The sequence below is a fragment of the Luteibacter sp. ME-Dv--P-043b genome (genome assembly GCF_030209605.1).
Taxonomy (GTDB): domain Bacteria; phylum Pseudomonadota; class Gammaproteobacteria; order Xanthomonadales; family Rhodanobacteraceae; genus Luteibacter.
This window is the reverse complement of record NZ_JARVRT010000026.1, coordinates 76356-101047: the sequence shown is the minus strand read 5'-3', so window position 1 is coordinate 101047 and position 24692 is coordinate 76356. Positions and strand designations below refer to the sequence as shown.

The following is a 24692-nucleotide window of genomic DNA, read 5'->3' as shown; positions in this document are numbered from 1 at the left end:
TTCCTGGTGACGCCTTCCGTGCTGGCGGTCCGCTTGGCATTTGACTCTACGCCCGTCACCGGCCGAAATCGATGCACTGATGCGTGACTTGAGCGGGTTGCACGCAAGCGTAGACGCGGCTCGGTCAATGCGACGCCTGCAGCTTGCCCACAGGCTGGGTACCGTCGTGTGCCCAGCGTGCCGCTGTCGCCGCCATGAGCAGCGCCAGTACGCCGCCAACCACCATGGCGCTCGACACACCCAGGTGATCGACGGCCACGCCGCCGATGAGCGCGCCACTGGCCAGTGCAATCTGCACGGTCGAGACGAACACGGCGCCACCGCTTTCCATGGCATCCGGAGCCGCCTGGAATATCCAGGTCTGTACCGACATCGGCATCATGCCGAAGGCCACGCCCCACACCGCGATCGACAGCGACGCACCAGGCAAGCCGTAACCCAGTAACGGCAGGCCCAGCATCGACACGCCCAGCAGAACGCCGGTGGTGATCAGGCCCGCCCGTACGCTGCGGGAAAGGATCTTGCCGCCGATGACGTTGCCCGCCAGGCCAGCCGCGCCATAGACCAGAAGCAGCGTGCTGATGGTCTTCGGGTTGAGCAGGGTTACCTGGGCAAGGAACGGCGTGATGTACGTGTACGCGGCGAACTGGCCGGTGAAGACGAGCACCGTGATGTAGATGCCCAGCCGTGCTTTCGGCACACGCAGTAGCTGAGGCAGATGGTTGAAGGTCACGCTCTGCTTCGCCGGTAGCGAGGGCAGCAACCGCATTTGCGTCAGCAGCACCAGCACGGCAACCACACCGCCGGCCTGGAAGGCGCTACGCCACCCGAACAGATCGCCAAGAAGCGCGCCGGCGGGAACGCCAGCCACCGTTCCGAGGGAAACGCCCGCGAAGACGATCGACAGTGCCCTCGCCTCAGATCCTGGCGCAAGTCGCGTGCTCAGCGCCGGTCCAAGTGCCCAGAACCCACCCACACCGATGCCGAGCAGCGCGCGGCCGGCGAGCACCCATGGGAACGAATGCGAAAGCGCGACAATCAGGTTCGACACGAGCATCGTGGCGGTCAGACCCCACAGCACGTAGCGGCGGTCGGTCTTGCCAATGCCCACGGTCACCAGGACAGCTGCCAGTGCCGCGACCAGGCCCGGCCCCGTGACCATCATGCCGGCCACGCCTTCCGTCACGCCCAGTTCGGCGGCGATGGCCGGTAGCAGGCCGACAGGGAGGAATTCCGTCGTCACCAACGCAAACGCGCCGATCGCGATCGAAATCACGCCCGGCCAGGGGGAATGATGGACAGCGGAGGGCGGCTGCGCCTCGCCCACCGGACGAGGCATATCGGTATGATTCTTCATGGGATTCTTAGGAAGTTGAATTTCTTACTGATCGGTAATAATCTAGACCTCAACCTCTTCTGTCAATCATTTTTTTATCGATCGGTATGAAAGATCCCACTCGAAAAACGGGACGGCCGCGAACCTTCGATGCGGATACCGCCCTCGATAACGCCATGAAGGTGTTCTGGCAGAAGGGCTACGAAGGTAGCTCGCTACCCGAGTTGACCGAAGCCATGGGCATGAACCGGCCCAGCATGTACGCCGTGTTCGGCAACAAGGAAAACCTTTTCCGGCTCGCGCTCGAACGGTACGGCGTCATCCACGATCCCCTGCTCGACGCGGCGCTCAAGGAACCCACGGCGCGCGGCGTGGTGGAGCATCTGTTGCGCGGTAATGCGCATACCTTGACGGGAGAAGCTACGCCACGTGGCTGCATGGTGATCAATGGTGCACTCGCATGCAGCGATGATGCGCTACCGATTCGCCAGTCCCTGATCGATCGCCTCGCCGCGGCTGAGGTCCGTCTGCGCGCTCGCTTCGAGCGAGCCAGGGATGAAGGCGATCTGCCGCCGGATCTTTTGCCTGAGCAGGTGGCGAAGCTTGTTACGACTACGTCGAATGGCATAGCTGTACAGGCTGCCGCCGGCGCTAGCCGCGAGCAGTTGCAGGGGGTGGTCGATCTGGTGTTGCGCAGCTTTCCGTCCGTCTCGCCGAGCAGGTGATCGTGCCGCGCAGGATTTTTACCGTTGAGGCATTCTCGACTGTTACCACGATGACCTTGACTGAGGTGCACATGCGTTATTTCTTAACGTATAAAGAGGAGAACGAATAAACCCAATCCAGCGGCGATTCCGACCACCGATTCGACCAAGAACCACGTCCCATCAGGGTTCTTCGCTTTGCGAAGTTGCTGCATCATGGCGAACGCCGAAACATTCGGTCCAAAGGATTTCTGGTAACGGAAGTAGATGCGCCAACTGGCGATACCACATCCCGCCATGACGATCGTAAATACCAGATGCAACACATTCAGAGCATTGTGGCTCATACCGATTCGCCTTCTTGAAGCCTGAACTTGTACATGAGTGTTCGGCAAGGACAGTCAAAGAACAAAGTCGTGCGAAAGTTAAATCCATGATCGCTTCTTGCAGCTTATTCCAACGGTAGAAATTTGGTCATGACTGCCCCGCTTTCCGATCTATATACCGACTACCTCGCCTGCTTCAATACGCAGGATTGGGACAACCTCGATCATCTATAAGCGATCCTGTATCTGGTGCGACCGCACGGCTGACCCGAGGCGGGCAAACACGTCCGTAAGCAACGCAAGCCGGGATCGCCATCGGCGATGTATCGCGCGCAGAGGCCACCGAGTTCTTCCGAACCCGGCAGCGTGTCGTTTCTCACTTACTCGCGAGGTGTTCACGAGCCCACGCTTCGGCTGTGATCACCGGGATGGAATGCGTTGCGTTGAACGTTCCCGCCTTCGGCCAGGCCACCCCTCTTCCCTGAGCAAATACGGCTCGATATTTCTTGATGTGGTGAGTGGGCTCCTTCGCCACCATTGGTTTACGACCACCACCCAAACCCCATCCCGGAGCGTGATCCGACCAATGGCCGCCACTTCATGATCGGTGATGTAAGCCTGCAACCCTTCAGTCATAGGTACAACGGTGCCGTCTATCGCTTGACGGTCGTTGCTCCAACTTAACCTCACGGCGTCATCGTCATCGCGAGCGTTGAAATCGACGTGAAATCTCAGCACTGCTACGTTCACGACGATAAGAACCAGTCAACGATCAGATGAGTATGATGGTCATCAGGACATAACAACCCCCGCGGGCGCTCTGATTATTCTGAGGTCGCGATAGTTTAAATCGAGAATTCGTCGGGCCACTTGCGCTGCGAGCAGAGGGCGGTCGCTGGCTTCGTCCGAAAGAAATGACAGGTCATCTTGCATTCGTGCGATCTCCTCGCTCATCAACGAAGATTCGCCGCTCATGAGCGGATGATCTTCACTGATGCCACCGCTAAATCCCAACCGCTGCGTAAACAGATCAATGGTGTCTATCTGCGCGTTGATTGTCGCTTCAATCAAGCGTTTTTCTGGTTTCTGGATGAACTCCAAGAGATTGCAAGCAATATCCACCGCATCCATCGCAGCCGGCGTGTGTACAGTTCCATAATCTTCCGAGTCTGGGGCGACCTTCTCACATTCGTTGACCGATACAAATCCAGGCTTCGAGTCAACCTCTGCCTCCAAATAGCGCCAGCAGCTGGCCAGGGCCGCGAGGACCTCACCGGAGCCACGGTGTCCAGACTCCGCAGCGAACTCAAAAAACAGCGGTACCGCCCGTTCAAGAATGCACAAACCGAAGGCGAATTGGTGTAAGTGGTTCAGATCCTCGAGTGCATCGACGAGGCTCTCGATTTGTGCGTCCACACTCATGCTTACATCTTCGCCGTTGCTTGAGCGGAGATAGTGCCTCCACTCCCTCGTCTTGCAAAGTGCCCGCGCACGATGCGCAAATCGGCCGACTCGCCGCAGTTCCAGTGGGGGTCAACCCCATTCCTCTCGCCGCGTTGATGCCATTTACCTCAGCATGAACTCCGGGAACGCCTTTTCAGTAGACTTCGCCTGGTTCAAGCGCGTTGGGTTGTCTTTCTGAGATACCCCTCACTCAACGAGATGACCCGTACGCCCTCGACCGTGTCAGTTACCGCAATCGTCGTCCCCGTGCTCGTGCGGGCACTGAGCGTCTGCGCAAGATCATTCGCGCGCTCGGCGGCAGGCTGCGCGTCGCCGATGGTGGGCTTCGGCTCAAGGCCAAGCTCTTGCGCGACGATATGGTCCGAGAATGTCTCAGGAAGCGGCAAGGGCGGTGGCGGCCTGGAGAAGCCTGCCGCAGCCGTGTTCGGAACCGATAGGCGGGTTCAGCCGCGCGAGTGCAGCACGGGTTTCGGCTTCAATTTCGTCGCCATCTTCGTCCTGCTTTCCATCCGGATCCACCTTTCCGATGGGGTCGTTCGCCGTGTAGGTGAAGCGCCCGAACTCCGCCGGCGTGCCTGCCTTCGTTGCAACAGGGTCAACGGAGAGGAAACGGCCCACACTTGGGTCGTAGTAGCGGGCCTGCATGTAGACCAGACCGCTGTCCGTGTCTTCCACATGCCCCACATACCCTGGTCCTTCTGCCGGCGTGCCGCGGGCAATCGCGCCATACGGCCGGTAATCGGTATTACTCAAGACATTGCCGGCGGCATCGGCCGTCGCCAGTACCGTGCCTTGCTGGTCGGTGTAGTAGTAAGTCACCGTCTCGGCCGCGTGGCCGAGCCCCGCAAAGACCGATAAGGCCGTCCAGACCAGCCACGCCACAGCCAGCCGCACGCGCCAGCTCGTGCGCCCATTCCGGGCAGCCCCCACTCTCGCCAGGCGCTTGCTGCTGGTCGGCATGGCCGAGACATTACCGACATCCATCGTGTGCATCATGTTCGTCTTCATCAGTCAGCCTGCGCGTAGTCGGAGCAGCCGGTGTCGTTGCACGCCCGCACCAGCGCGGTGTACTTCAGCACGGCGGGCTCTTGGGTGGTTCCCAGCAGGAAGCTCAACGCTGTGCCGGAATAGACCTGGGCCCGTGTGTCGCTCCGGATGGCCTCGTACCGAGTGGCCCCTGGCTTTAGCGTCATCACATCAACAAGGAGGTCGGGTTCATGATGAGCGGCAACACATGGAATCAGTGGTTTGTCTTTGCGCGCGCTCTGCGGTTCAAAGTCCTAGAGGGATCCAGCGGCATCTACATGTACTGGTCGCCTCCCGATGGAGCACACCACGGCAAGATTTTTCGAAGGCAGCGTCAGCTCATGGGGCATTTGCGTAGGCTTGCTGTGGGATATCTTCGGCTGAATTGTGTCATTCGCTTGGATGCGCGCTACGCCTTTACCTCCGGCGATCACTCGCTGATTCACCGCATGATGGACGCTGGTCGTCCGTCGGCGTCCGACGACGCCCGCGCGGCTCATCGTTTACACCAAACGATCGCAAAGCGCACCCATCCGGCGCGAGGCCGCATCAACTTGCAGCAAGCCGTTCCCAACGTGCAAGCACTGATGGACACGGACCAAGACGAATGGTACGCCGAGGTCGCCGGGGAAGAATTGGCGAAGCAAAGCGCGCGGCAGATTGAGCGTGAATTGTGTCAAGCACCGACGGCCGTCGTTCGCCCCCCGACTCTACAGGCGTTCGCCAGTCCGCTACCTGCCGAATGGAACATCGATGGGAGGTTTGTGCCGTCGAGCAGCGCCGCGTTTTGATGAATGCGCCATGCCTATGGCGATAAAGGTGATGCAATTGATACAGTTGATCTGAAGCGCGCGTAGCCACAGAACAGGACGAAGCGATGACCACGGAGCCAAATGATCGTGTCGAAAAGAACCCAGCAGACTCGACCGCTCGTAATGAGGTCGGCTTTGCTGTCGTTTATCGGTGGCGCTTGCACCCCCACGCGGAGGAGGAATTCGTATCGGCCTGGATCCAAGTGAGCAGCCTCTTGGAATCTGAGCGCGGCTCATGTGGCGCCAGGCTCCACCGAGGAGATGACGGGATTTGGTACAGCTATGCCCAGTGGCCGACCTCTGAAGCACGCGACGCCGCTTTCTCACTTGGCGACGTCGATGCCGCTGCACAGGCAGCAATGAAGGCTGCTGTGCTGGAGTATCTTCCCGAGATCCGCCTAGTGCCGGTTGCAGATCTGCTTCACCGAAGAGGCCGCGATTCCCTCTCCTTAGCTACATTTCCATGCAGCTGGTGACGTGCCCAAACGGAATCGCCGCCCGAGCGCGACCAAAGCGATGATGTCGGTGCGAACCTAGGGGCAGAATAGTCTGAGACACGCGACGGCCTCGACAACTGCCCTCTCTTCAACCGGTGCAGCGCCAGAAGGTTGCGAAGGGCCACGCGAGGGTCACGAGTCGTAATGAGCCGGCTTCCGAGGCAACCATCTGTATTCGTCGGGCGGTGGACGCGCCACAATCTATAGAAAGAATTTAAAGGGAGGCAGCATGAGATTCAGCGATCTTGAAGAGTCTGCGCTACATCTTAATGACCTATACGAACAGCTTGAGGTCAAGAGATATGGGCGCATCTGGACCACGCAGGAGCTTGCACTTGGTTTCATGGGAGATGTCGGCGATCTAGCGAAACTAATCCAAGCAAATGCAGGTGTCCGCAACATTGCTGATTGCAAAGCGAAGCTGGGACACGAGTTGTCCGATTGCCTATGGTCCATCATCGTTCTCGCCAACAAGTGCGGCATTGACTTAGAGAGCGAGTTTGTTAGCAACACCAGAGGGATCATTGGTTATGTTTCAAGCGAGCTAGATAAGACGACCACCTCTTCTTCGTAAGGATCTGTTTTGGCAACCGAACAGTTCGCTTATCCAGGTAGAGTTTCGAGCGGAAAGAAGGTAGAAACGCGCTCGCCGCGGAGCACGAAGGCTGATGGATGGCCTTCTGGCACAAGAGAGGCGCGACGGCACTATCCAAGGGCCTGACGACGCAACGCCGATCACGCAAGATCACTCTACAAAACAACGCTATGTCAAGACGGCCAGCGCGGCGAACTTCGTTTCGCAAGATTGTGCGATCGGTCCTGTAGGCCGTTGCCTAGTCGTGCGCGCTCCTTCGCGCAACTTGCGCCGAGGCAGGCGTATGATTAACCCAATCCAGCAGGGGAGCCCCCTATGAGCATGTCGAGGCCAGATCCGATTAACGCATCGATGGCACTCCGCACCCGCTACGCAGGGACATTCGTCGGAATTTTGGGCATGTGCGCGATTGTCCTGCTCGCTCCTCTCATCGCTCGGACCCTCGGACTTGCCGTGCCAGCCGCTCGGGGCCTTCGGGCGACAAATGCCGGATGGCTATGCCTAACAGGCGCTATCCCGGGCTTCGTGTTCGCACCGCGCTTTGTCCACCTGGGTAAATCGTTCAAGCTGATCGGTTAAAAACGCGCCCTGCCTCGCGTACCCTCAGTGGCGCCGCAGATGAGTGAGGATCATCCGACCTCTTTATCTAGGCTCATCAAGCGTGAGCTGATGCACACATGCGTCGGACCTGGGCGCATCGTCCGGCGTCCAATACATGATCCTCAAGACCAGCTTATCGACGGGGCCACTCATACTCTGGAGCGATTTTGGATGAGCCGACGGTCGGACCGAAGGATTTGCAGGCGGAGTGGGCGCCGTCACGAAGACCGGTGTGTCGTGGAGACCGTAGTGACCTGCCAGAGCCCATGCGCTGACGCAGGTGTTGGTGTCCACGAAGGTCATGAAATTCGGCGGCACAATTCCATTACCTAGCCAGTGGCTCATGGAGGGCAGGTGCGTGCCGTCAAGCAAGACGACATCGGTCGTATCGCGGGACCACGGCACCCCTTCAAAGGCCACCAGATTGATGCCGTGGCTGACGAAAGGCTTTATCAATGCGTCGGGTGCTAGGCCGTCGTGAGCCACGGTGTCGATGAGGTCGTACACATCGTGAAAGGAGGATGCCTGGGTACCCAGCGCAGAGCCGGAGAATAACAGTGGCCATCCCAGCAGCAGGCAGGTCCACTGGCTAAGGCGTGGCGGTATCATAGGCAGTCTTGAAGTCATCGCGATCAAGTTTACCCACAAGCAGTGATCCGGGTGACCGGGCCAGGCAACGTGTTCTCACCGGCCTGCTTGCCCCTGCCATGTGGTCCAGATGGCTGACTGCATTGCAAGGCCAGGCACGACTGCGTTAGAGCGAGGCGTCAAGCAACGCTTAGCCAACAGCCCGGCGATCCCGCACCTGTGCGTTCAGTCCAGCCAGTATTCAACCCGCAATACGAAGCAAGCTGAAACGTGTTTTACAAAGCGGAAGTTGCTATTTAGGATGTGTTGGCAAACCGGTGAGGAGACTCTTTCGTGATTGACTTTCATTCAGACGAAAACAGGTACACATACGCTGGCAGAAGCGCCAATTCGGGCTGGTCACAAGCGATCCTCGACCTTATCGATCCGCGTGGTCAACGCGTTGCTGATGTCGGGCGTGGCGGAGGCATCTATTCAAGGGCTTGGGCTGACCTAGGTGTGACAAGCGTCATCGGCGTCGATTTTTCAGAGCAAATGATAAGTGCGGCCAAAGAAAACACTCAGGATCATCGCGGTATCTCGTTTAAACAGGGTACTGCGGAGAATACCGGCCTGCCTTCCGGTAGTTTCGACATTGTATTCGAACGCGCCCTAATCCATCACCTGAAAGATTTCGATGCCTGCTTTGCCGAGGCCTACCGCCTGCTCGCGCACGGCGGCAAGCTAATCATCCAGGACAGGACACCAGAAGACGTCAAGATACCAGGCTCGCAAAAACATGTTCGGGGCTACTTCTTCGAGCTTTTTCCCAAGCTCATGGAGATCGAAATAAAGCGCAGGCCGACAGGCCAGGGCGTGTTCGACAGCTTGCTAAAAGCCGGATTCTCAGAAGTTGAAATCAAAAATCTTTGGGAAACCCGGGAGATCCATGATGGTTTTGGCCCTTTGGCAAGGGACCTTCGGCAACGTACCGGCCGATCGATTCTCCACGATCTCACCGACACCGAGGTCGAAACGTTGATTTCGCACGTCGAGAGTCACGTTGGACAACTACGGACAATTGTCGAGAAAGACCGATGGACGTTGTGGATTGCAAGCAAGACCTAGGAATAGGCCAAGCTGATGAAGGATCTCCAGCACATGTCGCTCAATTCGGTAAACGCTTTCATAGCCATCGCCTGCCTCTGAAATGGTATCGCCGCAGCTTGCGACTAGAAAGTGCCTATGCGAGTGCCTACCACCGAATTTCTCCAGCCCCGTCCAAGTGGCTGAAAACGATCACCTTATGGGTTAATGGCGGAGAGAGTGGGATTCGAACCCACGGTAGGCTCACACCTACGGCAGTTTTCAAGACTGCTGCCTTAAACCACTCGGCCATCTCTCCGGATTGTCTAAAACGCCTTGCGCGCCCGCATTCTACGCTAGCTCCGATCACCGTCGAGGCGACCCGCACCCCGAGTGGGATTGTTCGCCGCTTCGCGACGAATCCCTCCCTTCGGTCGGACCGCCCTTTCGGGCGTCCTGCGGCGGCTGCGCCGCCTTGTCGAACCCACGGTAGGCTCACACCTACGGCAGTTTTCAAGACTGCTGCCTTAAACCACTCGGCCATCTCTCCACATTTTTCCAACCGCACCGGCAAGGCCTTGCACCCCGCCAGCGCGTCATTCTACCCGACGATCAGGCAATCACCTCAACCCCTGCCATATACGGCCGCAACACCGCCGGCACCTCAATCGCCCCATCCTTCCGCTGGAAATTCTCCATCACGGCTACCAGCGTCCGCCCCACGGCCAACCCGGACCCATTCAGCGTATGCACCAGCTCCGGCTTCCCCGTCGCCGGGTTCCGCCACCGCGCCTGCATCCGCCGGGCCTGGAAATCCGTGCAGTTGGAACAGCTGCTGATCTCCCGGTACGTATTCTGCGACGGCAACCATACCTCCAGGTCATACGTCTTCGCCGCGGCGAAACCCATATCCCCGGTGCACAGCTGCACCTTCCGGTACGGCAGTTCCAGCGCCTGCAACACCGCCTCGGCGTGGCCGACCATCTCCTCCAGCTGCTGCATGCTCGTCTCGGCCGTGGCGATCTGCACCATCTCGACCTTCTCGAACTGGTGCTGCCGGATCATGCCGCGGGTGTCGCGGCCGTAGCTGCCCGCTTCCGCGCGGAAACACATCGAATGGGCCGTCATGCGCATCGGCAATTCGTCGGCTTCGACGATGCTCTCGCGCACCAGGTTGGTCAGCGTCACTTCGGACGTGGGGATGAGGTAACGCTTGGCGTCGCCCACCTGCGTGGCGAACAGATCGTCCTCGAACTTCGGCAGCTGGCTGGTGCCCTCCATCGCGGCCGGGTTCACGATCAGCGGCACGTTGTGCTCGAGGTAACCGTGCTTCGTGGTGTGCAGGTCGAGCATGAACTGGGCGAGCGCACGGTGCAGGTGGGCCAGCTGGCCGCGCAGCACGGTGAAACGCGCGCCGGACAGCTTCGAACCCGCTTCGGCGTCCAGCCAGCCGTGGCGGGCGCCCAGGTCCACGTGGTCCTGCACCTTGAAGTCGAACGCGCGGGCGTGGCCCCAGCGCAGGATCTCGAGGTTGTCGCTCTCGTCCTTGCCGTACGGCACGCTCTCGTCCGGCAGGTTGGGGATGCCCAGGGCGATATCGGCGATGATCGCCTGCACCTCGGCCAGGGCCTGCTCGTTGGCTTTCAGCTTGTCGCCGATGCCGGCCACCTCGGCCATCAGCGGGGCGACGTCTTCGCCCTTGCCCTTGGCCTGGCCGATCGCCTTGGAACGCGTGTTACGCAGGTTCTGCAGCTCCTGGGTCTCGGTGGCGAGCGCCTTGCGCTCGGATTCGAGGCGCTCGATCGTGGCGACGTCGAGGTCGAAGTTCCGGGCGGCGCGCAGGCGCTCGGCCGTTTCGGCGAGTTTGCCGCGCAGGAGGGCAGGATCCAGCATGGGTCGGGTTCCGTGGGTGTTCGAACGGGGATTATCGCAAATTCGGCGGGCGGCATGTCCGCCGGCCGAACGGACCGACGGAACGCTCAGCCGCTGCCGATGCGCGTGGCCTCGGGCGGCAGCACGGTCAACTCGCGCCAGTCGAGCTGTTCGAGCAGGAAATTGTAGTCCTCGTCGCTCAGCTGGAACGCGAGGCGGCAGCGCTCCAGCTCGGCGCGCTGCGCGGCCAGGGCGGCCAGTGACAGCTGGCAATGCCGATCCATCGCATCGCCGCGCGGCGGTTCGTCCAGCGCGTCGATCTCGACCTGGAACAGCGCGGCCAGCCGCCTGCCCTCCTCGCTGTCCTCGTCCGCCAGCCGGCCCAGCGCGGCACGCGCCAGTCCGCGCCGCACGGACAGCAACTCGCGCTCGGTCACCGCGCGATGGTCCAGCCGGAGCAGCCGGATCATCGGCGCCAGGGTCAGCCCCTGCACCACCAACGTGGCCAGCACCACACCGAAGGCGGCCAGCACCACGGTGTCGCGCTGCGGGAAGTCGGCGGGCAGGATGAACGCGGTGGCCAGCGTCACCAGGCCGCGCATGCCGCACCAGCCGGCCAGCGTGGCCTGGCGCCAGGTGGCGGGCTCGGCGCGACCCTGTCGACGGCGGTACCACGCCACACCGCGGTTGAAGCACAGCGCCACGGCGAGGCGTGCCAGCACCACGATGGCGATCACCAGGCCGGCGAAGCCCAGCGCATGGCGCAGGTGATCGCCGTTCATGTCGCCGATGATCCGCCGGGCCTGCAGGCCCATCAGCAGGAAGGCGAGCACGTTGAGGACGAACACCACCACGTTCCACACCGCGTACGACTGCACGCGCAGGCGCGGCGAGGTCGGGGATGGCCGCGAGGCGATGGTCATCGCCAAGGCGACCACGGCTAGCACGGGCGACAGGTGCAGGTGCTCGGCCACGATCCAGACCAGGAAGGTATTGACGAACTGCAGCAGGTTGCTGTCCAGCGCGCCGGTGACGAAGCGGGTGATCTTCGACATCAGCCAGGCCGCCAGCATGCCAAACGCCACCCCGCCGGGCGCGGCCAGCGCGAAGCCGCCGAGCTGGGCCGCGGTCAGTCCCCCCGAGGTCTGCGCCATCAAGGCGGCGCCGAACAGCAACAGCGCCGCCGCGTCGTTGAACAGGCTTTCGCCACGCAGGATCGCGTCGGTGGCGCGCGGGATGGCCATGCCCGAGAGGATCGCCGTGGCCGCAGCCGCATCCGGTGGCGCGACGATGGCACCGAGCACCAGCGCGGCGGCGAACGGCAGGCCCGCATACGCCCAGCCGGCCCAAGCCACCAGCAGTGCGGTCACCAACACACCACCCAGCGCGAAGATCACCAGCGGTACCCAGAAGCGCTTCGCCGTGGTGAGCGGGAAATCGAACGCCGCGTCCATCAGCGCGGGGGCGATGAATAGCGGCAGCGCCGTGCGTGGATCGATCGGGAAATCCGGCGCGCCCGGCAGCAGTGCCACGCCGACACCGGCCAGAGCCAGCATGGACGGGTACGGCAGCGCGAGGCGTCGTGCCAGCTGCAGCAGGACGATGGCCGCGAGCAGGAGCAGCAGGAGGCTTTCGAAAAGCGTCACTTTGGCGGCGCTCCGGGCGGCAAGTCGATGCAGGCTACCCGCCGGACCGGCCGTGCTCAAGCACCGGCGGTTACCTCGGAGCGACGCCGATGCCGCGCACCGCTCAGCGACCGCCAGAACCAAGTCGCCATCATCATCGCCAGGCCGATGTTGACCACCACCTCGCCCGGCCACACCTTGCCGTAGCTGATGTCTTCGAAGCCGACGCGGTCGGCAATGATGCCAAGGATGTTGGCCAGTGCACCCGCGGCGATGAAGGCGTGGCTGACGCGGTTCACACGGCGCAGCGTGCGATCGGTGAGCAACCAGCACCCGGCCACCAGCATGACGCTGCTGCAGGCCAGGTCGCCGTAGAGAAACACGATCGGATTCATTGGGGGTCGCCTCCCGCGATGCGGTCGATCATGCGATTGGCCAGCGTCTCGCCGCGCGAGTCGATCAGCCGCTGGGCGATCATCGTCACGCGCAGGCCGAAGCAGCCGATCAGGAAGGACACGCCGGCATGGATCTCCGCCGGCGAATCGGTGAGGAAACGCCGCTCAACCGCGGGCCCCAGGAAGATCGCCATCATGGCACCGCACACCACCTGCACGACGGCACGCTTGCGCGAGGCCTCGTTGCCCAGGGCGACGGGAAGGACGGCGCCGCCCACGGCCGCCAACAGCAGCCAGAAGCGGGTGAACAGAACGACGGTATCCATGATGACGACCTCGTGGGACTCAGGGTGAGGGAACGGGCTTCAGCTTGCCGCGCCAGGGGTTGCGGGGCGTTTCGAACATCACGTCCAGCGTCTGGTCGGCCGCGACGGTGAAACGGAGATCGCGGTTGAGCACGCTGTCGCAGAACCGGCCACCGTTGATCGACGGCTTGAAGCGGTAGATCGACGTGGCGCCGTCCTCCTTGAGGAACGCGGCGGAGACATCGCACGACAGCGGCTCGTTGAAGTGCACCTTCACCAGGTTCGGCACGAAGGTCATCTGCACCGCGACATCGGCATTGGCTTGCTGGACCAGGCCGCGCCAGGTGCCTTGCGGCTGTGCGGCCAGGGCGATGGCGGGAAACAGGCCGAACAGCGCGATGCCGGCCAGGGTTTTGACGGAGGTGGAATACATCGGGTTTTCCTCTGGAGGTGATGGTAGGTGGCCCAACCTAGCGGGCGAACCACACGGTGACGCCGGTGATTCCGGCAAGAACGATGAAGCCGGCAAGCAGCCACAGGACGCGATGGCGCGGCTTGCGCGGTGGCGGTCCCGGCAAGGCGGCGACCAGTGCGGCCTCCCAGTCGGCGGACAGCCGCATCACAGTGAGCTTGTCCATCAGCCCACCTCCGGCAACGGCACGGCCACCGGCCGTCCATCCAGCGAGACGCTCGGCTGCCAGGCATCCGCCGCGCGGTAACCGATGCGCAGGCGATGCAGGGGGCGGCGGCGCCATCGGCGCGGCGGCGCAGGGTGCAGGTCGATCACCAGGGCCGTCGCGCCGTCGCTGCCGCGCTCATAGCGCAGGCGGCAGTCGAACTCCACGGACAACTCGGTGACCTGCGGCATGCGTGGGTCGCGAAACCAGCGCAGCGGCAGCACCACGGATTCCAGTGGGGCGTCCACACCGGCATCCCGCGGCACGTCCACGTGCAGCGCATCGCCGCTGGCGTCGCCGGCCGCGTAATGCGCGAGTCGGCGTCGCCGCAGAGCTTCGTTGGCCGCTTCCACGGACACGCGCAGCGCGAACAGCAACTGGTCGAACGTGCAGGTGGCCATGCGCCCTACCCCTCGCCCAGCCACGCGGGCTTGCGTGGAAAGCCGACGTGGTAGCACAGCCACTGCAGCACCACCTGGTGCTCGCCGACCTGCAGGATGGTGAAACTCTTTTCCACGCCGATGATGGACCCCTTGGGCGAGTCGCTGAGACAGCGGTTGAGCAAGGCGCGGGCGTCTTCCACCTGCGCCTCGGTCTGCATCTGGTTGGGGTTGTCGCTGCCGACAACCACGCGTTTGACGAACTTCACGTCGGTCAGGTCGAACATCCTGTATCTCCGGAAGGAATCGCGACGACCTCGCGGGCGTCGCGATCCATGGTGGGATCGAACGGCTTACGGACCGGTGCCGGTGCCGGCCGCCGGCGTCGTGGCCGGACCGGTCACTGCGGCCGGCGCGGTACCCGGCACGGCCACCGGCGCGCCGACCTTGCGCGGCGCGCAAGCGGTCTGCAGGATGTCCATGACGCGTGCCAGGCCTTCCGGCATGCCTCCGTCCTCGGCGTGCACCTCAACGTGGTAGCGCGCCGAGTTATCGGACTTGCGGGTGTTTTCCTTGTGCGTGGCGACCGAACCGGACACCTTCGCCGAGGCCTTGAACACGCCCCAGCCGATCGACATCTCGGCGCTGAACTCGCCCTTCTTGTCTTCGCTTTCGGTCTGGCTGAAGGACGACTTCACTTCCATGTCGAAGGTGATGTCGACGCGTGTGACGCTGAGGTTGGGCACCTTGACGATGGCCAGCAGCGGCACTTCCAGCTCGACGTCTTCCTCGGCGATGCCACCGGCGTTGGTGGGATCGTCCACGGGGCGCTTGAAACGGAACGTGGCGGTGCGCGTGGCGCCCACGCCGGTCGGATCGTTCGCGGGCGGCGGCAGGAAGCCGATGACCTTGATGAAATCCGCGGTGGCCTGGGCCAGCTTGACCTGGGCTTCGCAGGCGGCGCTGAGCGGCGAACCGATCAGGTCGCCCATGGGCAGACCCTTGAACTGACTGGACATGTTGACGAGTTCGTCAGCCATGGTGTGACTCCTTGCAATGGTTGACGCGACGCACGGGATGCGCGGCGCGGTTCATCCCGGCCGACGGGTCAGTCGTCCGGCGTGAACGTCTTGAAGACCCCCTGGGTCTGTGAGAGGTGGTTCATCAGCCGCGCGGCACCGTCGGTGGGCTCGCTGCCTTCGACACGAAGCTTCACGTGCACCGAGCCGCCACGGCGGTCGTTGCCGCCGGCCGCCGGGTCCACGCGCAGGTGCGGGCGGGCCGCGGCGCTCTTGCCTTTCCAGCCGGGCTCGTGCGGATCGTCGTCGCTGGGCGGATTGCCTTCCACGATCGGACCGATGTCCGCGTCGAAGGTGATCTCCACGTCCTTGATCCGCAGCACGTTGGTCGAGACCAGCGGCAGGATCGGTGCGCGGTACAGGTCCTCGTCGTCTTCGCCGGCCTTGGGATGCAGCGACGGCATGCGGATGACGACGCTCTTGGGCCGGTTGTCCTCGTCGAAAAAGTCGCTCAGGTGCGACATCTGGTGTTGCTCGATGCGGTCCTGCGCATCGACCACCGCGCCGGCGATGGCTTCGATCAGCGTGTTGAGCGAGGTCTGCGCGGCCATGGCTCAGCGACCTCCGGCCGCGGTGGGCGGCAGGTCGGGGAACGAATCCACGCGCGCCAGCCAGCCCTTGAGGAACTTGGCCAGCGACGGGCGCTGCGCCACCAGGGTGTTGTAGTAATCCTTGCGGCCCTGCTTATAGGCCGTATAGACCGCCACCGCGTTCAGGCGGCCCAGGGCGGCCATCGTGCCGGCGCCGATCACGCCGTCCACCGTGAGCGATGGCGTCGCCCCCTGCGCGTTCAGCACGCGCTGCAGCAGTTTGGAGGCGTTGGCGCCCGCGTTGACCTGGAAGTCGAAGACGATGTTGGCCAGCGGCTGCAACGCGATCTCGTCGCCGTGCACCTTGTCCCAGTACTGAGCTTTGTAGATCCGGCCCGCGTCCGCATCGCTCAGGGCGCGCAGGTTGTCCAGCGAGGGGTCGATGCCCAGCAGGCTTTTGGCATAGCGCTGGAACGTGGCCAGCGTGATGCCCTTGTTGGTGGCGCCACCCGGATCGGCCGGGTCGTTGACGAAACCGCCCTCGTGCCGCAGCAGCGTGGGAAAGAAAAGATTGAAGTCGGCCATGCTGTGATCTCCCGGTTCGACGCGGTGGCGTCGGCGGGTTCACTATCCGTTCGCGGACCGATGCGCGGGATCGGGAAAAGCCTGATTGCCGCGCCTGCGTTTGCTGATCGACGCCGGTCACGGTTCCAGCGTGGTCAGGCCCTCGCGCAGGGCATAGCGCGTAAGCTGCGCGATGCCGTTGATGCCCAGCTTGGCCATGATGTGTTCGCGGTGCGTACCCACCGTCTTGACGCTGACATGCAGGCGCTCGGCAATGTCACGCGCGCTGAGGCCTTCGGCGAACAACTGGGTGATCTCGCGCTCGCGCGCGCTCAATGCCTCGCGCGGCGCGAACGCAGGGCCGTCGTGGCGGCGAAGGCCGTCCACCAGCAGGTGCGCGATATCGGGGCTGATGAAATAGCGCAGGCGCATCACACTGTCGATCGCCTCGCGCAGCACGTCGAAGCCGTCGCGCTTGAGCACGTAGCCGTGGGCGCCGGCGTCGAACGCGGCGCGTACCCAGCGCGAATCGTCGTATGCGGACAGGCACAGCAAGCGGGTCTGCGGACAGCGCGGCGCGATGCGGCGGATCGCTTCCAGTCCGCTGAGCCCACGCATGGCGCAATCGAAGACGATCAGGCCCGGCTGGTTACGCAGCGCATGACGCACGCACTCGCGGCCATCGGCCGTGCTGCCGGTCACCTGGTAGCGCGGCGAGCCTGCCAGCAGAGCGGACACGCCCTCGCGCAGCAACGCCTGTTCGTCCGCCAGCAGGACGGTGATGGGCATCATGCGCCCCACCTCGCCCGCACGCCGGCGCGAACGCACATGAAAACACCGCCATGACTGACGGTGCTGCAGTGATGCGAATCCATCCTCGACCCCCTCGGTGGACGTCGTGCCGGCCCCCGTGGCCGGCCGGACGTGACAGCCGCGCAATGTTCCGCGGCTGCCGCCAAGGTATGTCGTGGCGCCCACCGGCCGTATCGGCCAAATGCTGATTTTTCGGCGCCGTCCTGCCGGTTACGGGCTCTTGCGAGCCGCCGCCCGCGCGGCACGCAGTGCCTCGAGCTTTTCCCGCAGCTTGGTCTCGAGCCCGCGATCCACCGGCTCGTAGAAGGTCGTACCGACCAGGGCGTCGGGCAGGCACTGCTGGTCGAGGGCGATGCCGCCCTCCACGTCGTGGTCGTACTGGTAGCCGGTGCCGTAACCCAGGCCCTTCATCAGCTTGGTCGGCGCGTTGCGCAGGTGCATCGGCACGTCCAGCGTGCCCATCTGCTTCACGGTCGCCTTGGCCTTGTTATAGGCCATGTACGCGGCGTTGCTCTTGGGCGAGATGGCCAGCCAGATGGCCAGTTGCGCCAGGCCCAGTTCGCCTTCCGGACTGCCCAGCCGCTCGTAGGTATCCCAGGCGTCCAGGGCCATGCGCCAGGCACGCGGCTCGGCCAGGCCCACGTCTTCCACGGCCATGCGGGTCATGCGTCGGGCGAGATATAACGGATCGCAACCGCCGTCGAGCATGCGGGTCAGCCAGTACACCGCGGCATCCGGATCGGACGAGCGCACGGACTTATGCAGGGCCGATATCTGGTCGTAGAACTGCTCGCCGCTCTTGTCGAAGCGGCGCGTGCGGTCGGCCAGCACCTGCTCCAGCGTGGTGTCGTCGATGCGGCCGTCTTCGGCTAGTTCCGCGGCGATTTCCAGCAGCGTGAGCGCGCGGCGCACGTCGCCGTCCGCGGCACTGGCGATGAGTTTCAGCGAGGCCTCGTCCACATCCAGTGCCAGTTCGCCGAGGCCACGCTCGGTGTCCGCCAGCGCGCGATGCAGCGCGGCCACGATATCGTCGGGGCTCACCGAGTCCAGCACGTGCACGCGGCAGCGCGAGAGCAACGCGGAGTTGAGCTCGAAGGACGGATTCTCCGTGGTGGCGCCGATGAAGATGATCACGCCGCGTTCGATGTGCGGCAGGAACGCGTCCTGCTGGGCCTTGTTGAAGCGATGCACCTCGTCCACGAACAGCACGGTGCGGCGGCCCTGCGCGAAGTTGCCTTCGGCTTCGGCCAGCGCCTTGCGCACGTCCGGCAGGCCGCTCATCACCGCGGAGATCGCCCGGAAATCCGCATCGGCGTAACGCGCCACCAGCAGGGCCAGGGTGGTCTTGCCGCAGCCCGGCGGCCCCCACAGGATCATCGAGTGCACCTTGCCCGCTTCCAGCGCGCGGCGCAGCGGCTTGCCCTCGCCGGCCACGCGCTGCTGGCCCACGATCTCGTCGAGGGCGCGCGGGCGCATGCGCTCGGCCAGGGGCTTCAGCGCTTCGGGTTCGGCGAACAGGCCGGGGGAGGAGAAGGACATGGCACTCGCGGACGGGGGTGAACGCGCATTATCGCGCGTTCACCGTGCACAGTCCCTCAATCCTCGGGTGGAGGCGATCCCGGCTTCGGCTTGCGCAGCAGGCTGGCCGCCATGCCGACGATCACCGCCGCGCCCAGCAGCAGCACGATCCACAGCAGCGGACGGGTCCAGTCCAGCGGCACCGCGGGGGCCGCGAGGGCCTGGCGACCGCCTTGCTCCTGCGACGGGCCCAGCGTGGTGCGGTCGGGACGCCAGGCGGCCCCTTCGCTCTTGCGCAGCGCGGCGATGGCGTCGTCCACCGGCCAGGCCGGCCGCCGCGCACGCGCGCTGCCCACCAGCAGGCGCCAGGGGCCGTTGCCTTCGGGCAGGAAGACGAAGCGGTCCGCGCGCCAGCCCACCGAGAAATGCGGCGGCTCTCGCAGCGGCGTGGCCGAATGCAGGCGGATCAGGTCGCGGCGACGCGGCGTCACCTCCAGGGGACGATGGCCCTCGGTGCCGTCCGGCGTGACCACGAGCGTCCCCAGCGCCTCGCTGCTCAGGCTGTCCTCCACCGCGGAGGCATCCAGCCGGGCCACGCTGTCGCTTTTGCCCAGCGTCACACGCACGGCGCTCACGGGCAGCGCGGCCGGCAGGCGGTAGTCGTAATCGACGCCCTGCCCGCTGCTGCGCGTGTCTGCCACGGGCACGTCCAGCCAGTGCAGCACGGGCTCGTCCCTGGCCGAGGCGTCCTCGACGGTGCCGGACAGCGTCACCGCGGCGGTGCCGTCGGTCGGCCAGGGCGCGTCGCCGCCGGTCACCCGCACCCGGAAATACCGGGCCGCCGGGCCCGCCAGCTTGACCACACGCGCGTCCACCGCGTCGGCGTCCTTGCCCAGCGTGACCACGGACGCACCGCGCACGCGTGGTGTCCAGTCCTGCAGGTCGCGGCTGACGTCGATGTCCACGGTGAGGTTCACGTCGTGGTCCGGCCGGGGAAACTCCAGCCGTTCCGGCGCGACCTCGTCGTGCGCGTCGAACAGCCACGTGCGCGGCGTGCCGCTGGCCGGCGCGCTGCCCGGCTCGATCACGATGTCGCCATTGGTGCTGCGCTGGATGCGCGCGCCCGGCACGCCGTCCACCGCGGAAGGCACCGCGCGCAGCGGCGCATCCAGGGTCACCGGATGCGACGTCGGGTCGGCGGCGCGATAAGGGCCGGTCGCCACCTGGCGACCCTGCGCATCGACCACCACCACGTCGCCCAGGCCCGCATCGCGCACGGCCCAGGCATAGGCGTCCTGCGGCAGCTCGACCAGATAGGCCTTGCCGCCGGGCGGCGCGACGATCGGCCAGGCATAGGCGAACGCCTCGGGCGTTTCAGCGCGGGCGCCCAGGGTGAACAGACTGGCGATGAGCAGGCAAACCACGTCACGACGCATGCGGCGGCTCCGGAACGATGGCCGCACCGTCTTTGGGCGGCGCGGGGGCGAGGTAACCGATGACCGTGCAGAGCAGGCCATAGGCGATGAAGGAGGCGATGCCGAACAGGTTGCCCAGGTGGCCGCGGTCTACCAGCAGCAGCTTGAGCAGCACCACGCCCATGCTGCCGGCGCCGGCCATCCAAAGTAGCCGCTGCCCGCGACGCGAGCCGAGCACCCAGGCGACGACGCCGATGATGCTCCACACCACGGTGAGCGACAGCTCGGCCAGGCTGGACGACGGCATGTCGCCGTTCCAGGGCACGCCGCCCAGGTGGTGCACGGTGCGCAACGTCATGCTGGTGGCGACGACGAAGAACGCGATGGCGAGCACCGCCGGACGCGCGCGCACCACGCCGGGGGGCATCACCGCGTCCGCCATGACGCGGGCGAGGAACAACCCCACCGCCACCAGCAGCAGGTCGATCGGATTGAGCAGCGGGATGAAGGGCAGCGGGTGAGCACCGCCCGCCGCGCCCAGCGCGACGAGGCCGACCGCCGCCATCGCCATCAGCATGAACGCGCCGACACTCAGGCGCAGATCGCGTACGTAAGCCACCAGCGGCGAAGCGATGACGCGCGGTCGCCAGACGACGAGCGCCGCGACGAGCAGCGTCGGCACTGCGCAGGCGAGGATCTGCCAGCCCTGCCCCACGCGCTCCGCACCATCCAGCGCGAGGCCGATGGCGGTGGTGAACAGCACCAGCCAGCGCAGCCACCACAGCGTGCCGCTGGCGACGGCGGCCACCCGGTGCTGGCTTTCGCCACGCATCGACAGCCAGCCGGTCACGGCCATCACCGCCACCGCCGCGAGCGGCCAGCCCACCAGCCATTGCATGCCGGCGCTGCTCGCCTGCAGCACGAGCAACAGCGTGGCCAGGAAGGACACCGGTACGGCAAACGCGAGCACGACGCCCAGGTCCAGCTTGCGCACGCGCGGGCAGGCCAGCGACAGCAACCAGCCGGTGGAGGACACCAGCGCCAGCCATGCGGCGTTCTCGTCGGTCGCCCCGAAAGACGAACGATCGATCTCGCGCCCGAAGCCGACGTACCACCAGAGCACCGCCCAGAACAGCAGCCCGAGACGCGCCAGGCCGGAGATACCGCGCGACGCGCCATGGCGATCGAACTGCCACACGCCCACGCCCGCACCGACGACCAGGAGCAGGCAGCCCACGAAAGGCGCGTTGAGCAGCGGCGTGTCGAGCGAGTGCACACCGAAGGCCAGCGCGAGGAACCACGCCGCGCCCGCCACCAACTGCAGGAACACGCCCGACCAGCGCGGCAGGCGCCGCCCCTGGCGGAAACCGAGCCAGATCAGGCCCGCGCCTTCCAGTGCAAAGACGCAGGCGGTGACGCTCGCGCTCAACGCCAGCGGCACGGCGATGGTGGCGAAGGCGACGGCCAGCACGGCCCAGGTCTCGCGCAGCAGGCCCATGTCCTCGCGCTTGCGGATCGCGAAGGCGATGGCGATATAGATGGCCGCGGCGATGAGTGCCGAGATAGCCAGTGGCATCGGCTCCCAGTCCAGCAACGCCCCCTGCAACAACAGGCTGGCGATCGGGTTGCCGAACATCAGGCAGCCGTCGAGGATGGCGCGGCCACGCCGGGGCGAGCGCAGCACGTGCAGCCACGGCACGATGAGGTACATCAGGAAATGCAGGATGAGGAAGGGTTCGGTGCTGGCGAACAGCGAGGGGTTGTAGCGCAACACGCCCCACGCCGTACCCACGCCGAACGTCGCCACGAAGCCCAGCACGTTGAGCACCCGCCATGCCTTCTTCCAGGCGATACCGAGGATGCCCAGGTTGAGCAGCGCGTAGTAACCGAACAGGGCGACATGGTTGCCCTGCCCCGACGACGCGATGATCGGCGCGGCGAACCCGGCGATCAGGCCCAGCACGGCCAGCGCCAGCGCATCCTGCAGCACCGCCAGCACGCCCATGCCCGCGACGAAGACCACCAGCAGCGCGAAGGTCGGCGTCGCGTCCAGCAGACCGTAGAGCCGGTACGCGGCGAACACCGTCATCACCAGCACGCCCAGCCCACCACCCTGCAAGGCCAGCGCGAACGCACGGCGCCGGTCACGCTGCACCCAGCCAAACGCCACGCCCGCGATCGCCGCCAGCGCTACGAGGCTCAGCCGCACCGACACCGGCACACGCAGCATCCCCGTGTCCGACGCGTACTTGAGGAACGCCGCCACGCCCGCGAACAGCACCAGCATGCCTACCTTCACCGGCACGTTGCCTTCGGTGAACCAGCGCTTGGCTGCCGTGATGCCGCGATCGATCCAGGAGGGACCGCCGGGGTCGTCGCCTGCGGCTGCGCTAGAGGCGGTCGACGCGTCGCTGGCGACAGGGCCAGACATGGCGTCGGCGGCGACCGCCCGTGTCGTGCCCGGTAGCGGCGGCATGGCAGGCATGGGCGGCATCGACGGCATCGACGCGTTGGACGGAACGGATGACGCCGAAGGCGCCGCGCTGTCCGGCCACTGGGCCGGCACAGGTGCATCCGATACATCGGGCGACCTATTCGAGGGCACCGCCGGCGCTATCGAAGACGCATGATCCGGCGATATCGCCGACGCGTGCTCCGCGCCCCGCTGCCTCGCGGCAACCGTCAGCGCTTCCACCCGCGCGTGCATGGCATCGAGGTCACTGCGCAGCTGCGACGTCCGCGCCAGCAGCCATCCGATGGCAGCGCCCGCGACCCCGCCGGTCCACCCTTGATCCACCAGGCCACCGACGACCGCGCACACCAGAATCCAGACCACCACCATGCTCCGCCCCTCACTCACATATCCGTATAGGCAGGGAGTCTGGCATGAAATGCCAGACTCCGTAGGAACGCACGATGTGCGCGATCCCTCACCCTAGGACCGAGGCGGTAGGAGCGCACGATGTGCGCGATCCCTCACCGTAGGACTGAGGCGGTAGGAGCGCACGATGTGCGCGATCCCTCACCGTAGGACTGAGGCGGTAGGAGCGCACGATGTGCGCGATCCCTCAGCCTAGGACTGAGTCGAGAGAAGCCGACCTTCCGCACTAGCGAGCGTTTCCGTGCATCCAGCATGCGCTTTTCAAACGCCCGGAACCGCCCGCACGGTTGCAACGGGCGGCATCATTCGCCGTATTCGTGGTGAGGGTTCGCGCACATCGTGCGCTCCTACGAAGGCCGGGCGAGGCTCGACGATAGGGCTATGGACGGTTTTATTTAACCGGCTGCGTCTGCAACACAGGCGCATCGCCGATCACGTCGGTGCCCTTCGGCGGCACGAACTCGAACGTGCCCGCGGGAATGGCGGCATTCTTCTGCCACCCGGCAAACGAGATCTGCGTGGTATTCCCCAGCTGATCCTTGAACGCCATCCGTGCCAGCCCACCCGCGTCGAACCCCAGGTCGGCATAGTCGAACTGCGGGTCCTTGCTGGTGGACTGCAGGCGCAACCAGACCAGGCCATCATGCTCGCCCTGTTCGGTGACCTTGAAATCCTTGTCCATCTGCGAGAGGTCGGTCAGCACGGTGAGCGGGCTCTGCGCTTCCTCGCTGCTCTGCCGGCGAACGGTGACCTGTTCCAGGTCGGGGTCGTACAGCCAGACGCGGCTGCCGTCGGCGACGATGGTCTGCTTGTACGGGGCCGTGGTTTCCCAGCGGAACTGGCGCGGCGCCTGCAGCGCCAGCGTGCCCGAGCTGACCTTGCCCTGGTCGCCGTTGGCATTGGCCAGCGTCTGGCTGAAACGCCCGGTGAGCGCATGCAGCCCCGTGGAGAACGCATTCAGGCGCTCGCGGGCCGCGCCGGTGGCGGCGAAGGTCGGCAGGCTGAGGAGGGACAGCGTTGCGGCGAGCAGCAGGCGTTTCATAGGGCGGGGATATCCTGGGGAAGCAGGCATGGTGGCGAGGGTTAGGCGTAAAGGGTAAAGCGCCAGTCGAGCACGCACACATGGCGCACCAACCAGTTGCACGTCAATCTACATCGCCAACGCTTAACACGGGACGCTGGACGACCAACGCTCTACCGGTCCGTTTCAAACAGCGACTTGAGCATATCGATGGCTTCACCGGGGGAAATCTCGCCGGCCTCCATCTTCTCGCTGATCTCGGCGATGGCCTTGCCGTCGCGATGCCAGAACGGCGCCGCGCGGGTGGCGGTGTGTGCCGGGCGCGTTTCCTGGCCCAGCACCACGATCTCGGCGATATCCGACTGCTCGGCGAAGATCACTTCCAGCGCGTCGTCGATCTCGCCGGTGTGCCCGGCCGGATAGTCACGGGTGACGAAGCAGGCGCGGCCGTCGTCGGCGCGCAGTTCCAGCCCCGGAATGGACGGGTTGAGCTCGAAGACACTGGTCACCTCGTCGAGCACCTCGGCGGTGGGCACGAGATCACCGGTGACGAGGAGGCTCCAGGGGCGCTGGCGCAGCACACCCGGCTTCATGGTGTTCATGG

Annotated in this window: 28 protein-coding genes, 1 tRNA gene and 1 pseudogene; 6 read left to right on the top strand and 24 right to left on the bottom strand. The window is 64.7% G+C overall.

Annotated elements, in window-relative coordinates; translation table 11 throughout:
• Positions 1-124: 124 nt before the first annotated feature.
• Positions 125-1357, bottom strand: a complete 1233-nt coding sequence (locus tag QRN34_RS14545) for an MFS transporter (protein ID WP_285405469.1) — start codon at positions 1355-1357, stop codon at positions 125-127.
• Between the two features lie 86 nt (positions 1358-1443).
• On the opposite strand from QRN34_RS14545, the gene QRN34_RS14540 reads away from it, so the two are divergent.
• Positions 1444-2061, top strand: a complete 618-nt coding sequence (locus tag QRN34_RS14540) for a TetR/AcrR family transcriptional regulator (protein ID WP_285405467.1) — start codon at positions 1444-1446, stop codon at positions 2059-2061.
• 83 nt (positions 2062-2144) lie between these two features.
• Here QRN34_RS14540 and QRN34_RS14535 read toward each other — a convergent pair whose 3' ends face one another.
• The 4 genes from QRN34_RS14535 to QRN34_RS14520 all read right to left on the bottom strand — a co-directional run bounded on the left by QRN34_RS14535 (position 2145) and on the right by QRN34_RS14520 (position 5023).
• A complete protein-coding gene (locus QRN34_RS14535; protein WP_285405465.1) occupies positions 2145-2387 on the bottom strand; it encodes a hypothetical protein in 243 nt (80 codons plus the stop codon).
• 771 nt (positions 2388-3158) lie between these two features.
• Positions 3159-3788, bottom strand: coding sequence for a DUF416 family protein (locus tag QRN34_RS14530; RefSeq protein ID WP_285405463.1), 630 nt, complete (start codon positions 3786-3788; stop codon positions 3159-3161).
• A 414-nt stretch (positions 3789-4202) separates the two neighbouring features.
• Positions 4203-4838: an RHS repeat-associated core domain-containing protein gene (locus QRN34_RS14525; RefSeq protein WP_285405461.1), complete on the bottom strand. Its 636-nt coding sequence runs from the start codon at positions 4836-4838 to the stop codon at positions 4203-4205.
• The gene (locus tag QRN34_RS14520; RefSeq protein ID WP_285405459.1) at positions 4838-5023 is read right to left on the bottom strand and encodes a hypothetical protein; all 186 of its coding nucleotides are present in this window, start codon (positions 5021-5023) and stop codon (positions 4838-4840) included. Before QRN34_RS14520 ends, QRN34_RS14525 begins: the two co-directional genes overlap by 1 nt.
• A 24-nt stretch (positions 5024-5047) precedes the next feature.
• Here QRN34_RS14520 and QRN34_RS14515 point away from each other — a divergent pair, with 24 nt between their 5' ends.
• The 3 genes from QRN34_RS14515 (at position 5048) to QRN34_RS14505 (ending at position 6739) form a co-directional block, all read left to right on the top strand.
• A complete protein-coding gene (locus tag QRN34_RS14515; RefSeq protein ID WP_285405457.1) occupies positions 5048-5647 on the top strand; it encodes a hypothetical protein in 600 nt (199 codons plus the stop codon).
• A gap of 86 nt (positions 5648-5733) precedes the next feature.
• Positions 5734-6144 carry an antibiotic biosynthesis monooxygenase gene (locus QRN34_RS14510; RefSeq protein ID WP_285405455.1) on the top strand — a complete coding sequence of 137 codons (411 nt, stop codon included), beginning with the start codon at positions 5734-5736 and terminating at the stop codon, positions 6142-6144.
• A 250-nt stretch (positions 6145-6394) separates the two neighbouring features.
• Positions 6395-6739, top strand: a complete 345-nt coding sequence (locus tag QRN34_RS14505) for a nucleotide pyrophosphohydrolase (RefSeq protein ID WP_285405453.1) — start codon at positions 6395-6397, stop codon at positions 6737-6739.
• 663 nt (positions 6740-7402) lie between these two features.
• On the opposite strand, the gene QRN34_RS14500 is transcribed toward QRN34_RS14505, so the two are convergent.
• Complete coding sequence (locus QRN34_RS14500) at positions 7403-8008, bottom strand: hypothetical protein (RefSeq protein WP_285405451.1); 606 nt, start codon at positions 8006-8008, stop codon at positions 7403-7405.
• Between the two features lie 273 nt (positions 8009-8281).
• On the opposite strand from QRN34_RS14500, the gene QRN34_RS14495 reads away from it, so the two are divergent.
• Positions 8282-9055 carry a class I SAM-dependent methyltransferase gene (locus QRN34_RS14495; protein WP_285405449.1) on the top strand — a complete coding sequence of 258 codons (774 nt, stop codon included), beginning with the start codon at positions 8282-8284 and terminating at the stop codon, positions 9053-9055.
• A gap of 187 nt (positions 9056-9242) precedes the next feature.
• Here QRN34_RS14495 and QRN34_RS14490 read toward each other — a convergent pair.
• From QRN34_RS14490 to QRN34_RS14415, 16 genes and pseudogenes are all read right to left on the bottom strand, one after another.
• Positions 9243-9332, bottom strand: a tRNA-Ser gene (locus QRN34_RS14490).
• A gap of 293 nt (positions 9333-9625) precedes the next feature.
• Positions 9626-10906 (bottom strand): serine--tRNA ligase, encoded by a 1281-nt coding sequence (serS, locus tag QRN34_RS14485; RefSeq protein ID WP_285405447.1) that lies wholly within the window; start codon positions 10904-10906, stop codon positions 9626-9628.
• An 86-nt stretch (positions 10907-10992) separates the two neighbouring features.
• Positions 10993-12531, bottom strand: coding sequence for a cation:proton antiporter (locus tag QRN34_RS14480; RefSeq protein ID WP_285405445.1), 1539 nt, complete (start codon positions 12529-12531; stop codon positions 10993-10995).
• Between the two features lie 56 nt (positions 12532-12587).
• On the bottom strand, positions 12588-12905 hold the full coding sequence (locus tag QRN34_RS14475) for a hypothetical protein (RefSeq protein ID WP_285405443.1): 318 nt from the start codon (positions 12903-12905) through the stop codon (positions 12588-12590).
• Positions 12902-13231, bottom strand: coding sequence for a hypothetical protein (locus QRN34_RS14470; RefSeq protein ID WP_036141873.1), 330 nt, complete (start codon positions 13229-13231; stop codon positions 12902-12904). The genes QRN34_RS14475 and QRN34_RS14470 overlap by 4 nt, the downstream gene beginning before the upstream one ends.
• A gap of 19 nt (positions 13232-13250) precedes the next feature.
• Entirely contained in the window at positions 13251-13643 is a 393-nt protein-coding gene (locus QRN34_RS14465) for a hypothetical protein (RefSeq protein WP_285405439.1), read from the bottom strand.
• 37 nt (positions 13644-13680) lie between these two features.
• Entirely contained in the window at positions 13681-13848 is a 168-nt protein-coding gene (locus QRN34_RS14460) for a hypothetical protein (protein ID WP_285405437.1), read from the bottom strand.
• Positions 13848-14288, bottom strand: a complete 441-nt coding sequence (locus tag QRN34_RS14455) for a hypothetical protein (RefSeq protein WP_285405436.1) — start codon at positions 14286-14288, stop codon at positions 13848-13850. Before QRN34_RS14455 ends, QRN34_RS14460 begins: the two co-directional genes overlap by 1 nt.
• Before the next feature lie 5 nt (positions 14289-14293).
• Positions 14294-14554, bottom strand: a complete 261-nt coding sequence (locus tag QRN34_RS14450) for a hypothetical protein (RefSeq protein ID WP_285405434.1) — start codon at positions 14552-14554, stop codon at positions 14294-14296.
• 135 nt (positions 14555-14689) lie between these two features.
• Positions 14690-15307 (bottom strand): annotated as a pseudogene (locus tag QRN34_RS14445) (DUF2589 domain-containing protein); the annotation flags it as partial.
• A gap of 68 nt (positions 15308-15375) precedes the next feature.
• A complete protein-coding gene (locus tag QRN34_RS14440) occupies positions 15376-15897 on the bottom strand; it encodes a DUF2589 domain-containing protein (protein WP_285405432.1) in 522 nt (173 codons plus the stop codon).
• A 3-nt stretch (positions 15898-15900) separates the two neighbouring features.
• Positions 15901-16461 (bottom strand): glycosyl hydrolase 108 family protein, encoded by a 561-nt coding sequence (locus QRN34_RS14435; RefSeq protein WP_285405430.1) that lies wholly within the window; start codon positions 16459-16461, stop codon positions 15901-15903.
• 117 nt (positions 16462-16578) lie between these two features.
• A complete protein-coding gene (locus QRN34_RS14430; RefSeq protein WP_285405428.1) occupies positions 16579-17232 on the bottom strand; it encodes a response regulator transcription factor in 654 nt (217 codons plus the stop codon).
• Positions 17233-17463: 231 nt separating this feature from the next.
• Positions 17464-18792: a replication-associated recombination protein A gene (locus tag QRN34_RS14425; RefSeq protein WP_285405426.1), complete on the bottom strand. Its 1329-nt coding sequence runs from the start codon at positions 18790-18792 to the stop codon at positions 17464-17466.
• Positions 18793-18848: 56 nt separating this feature from the next.
• The gene (locus QRN34_RS14420) at positions 18849-20207 is read right to left on the bottom strand and encodes a DUF3999 family protein (protein WP_285405424.1); all 1359 of its coding nucleotides are present in this window, start codon (positions 20205-20207) and stop codon (positions 18849-18851) included.
• Positions 20197-22671: a DUF2339 domain-containing protein gene (locus QRN34_RS14415; protein WP_285405422.1), complete on the bottom strand. Its 2475-nt coding sequence runs from the start codon at positions 22669-22671 to the stop codon at positions 20197-20199. Before QRN34_RS14415 ends, QRN34_RS14420 begins: the two co-directional genes overlap by 11 nt.
• On the opposite strand from QRN34_RS14415, the gene QRN34_RS14410 reads away from it, so the two are divergent.
• Positions 22670-22816 (top strand): hypothetical protein, encoded by a 147-nt coding sequence (locus QRN34_RS14410; RefSeq protein ID WP_285405420.1) that lies wholly within the window; start codon positions 22670-22672, stop codon positions 22814-22816. The genes QRN34_RS14415 and QRN34_RS14410 overlap by 2 nt on opposite strands.
• A gap of 642 nt (positions 22817-23458) precedes the next feature.
• On the opposite strand, the gene lolA is transcribed toward QRN34_RS14410, so the two are convergent.
• Both lolA and QRN34_RS14400 read right to left on the bottom strand, forming a co-directional pair.
• Entirely contained in the window at positions 23459-24109 is a 651-nt protein-coding gene (gene lolA, locus QRN34_RS14405) for an outer membrane lipoprotein chaperone LolA (RefSeq protein ID WP_285405418.1), read from the bottom strand.
• Positions 24110-24261: 152 nt separating this feature from the next.
• The gene (locus tag QRN34_RS14400) at positions 24262-24690 is read right to left on the bottom strand and encodes a hypothetical protein (RefSeq protein WP_036141897.1); all 429 of its coding nucleotides are present in this window, start codon (positions 24688-24690) and stop codon (positions 24262-24264) included.
• Positions 24691-24692 lie beyond the last annotated feature (2 nt).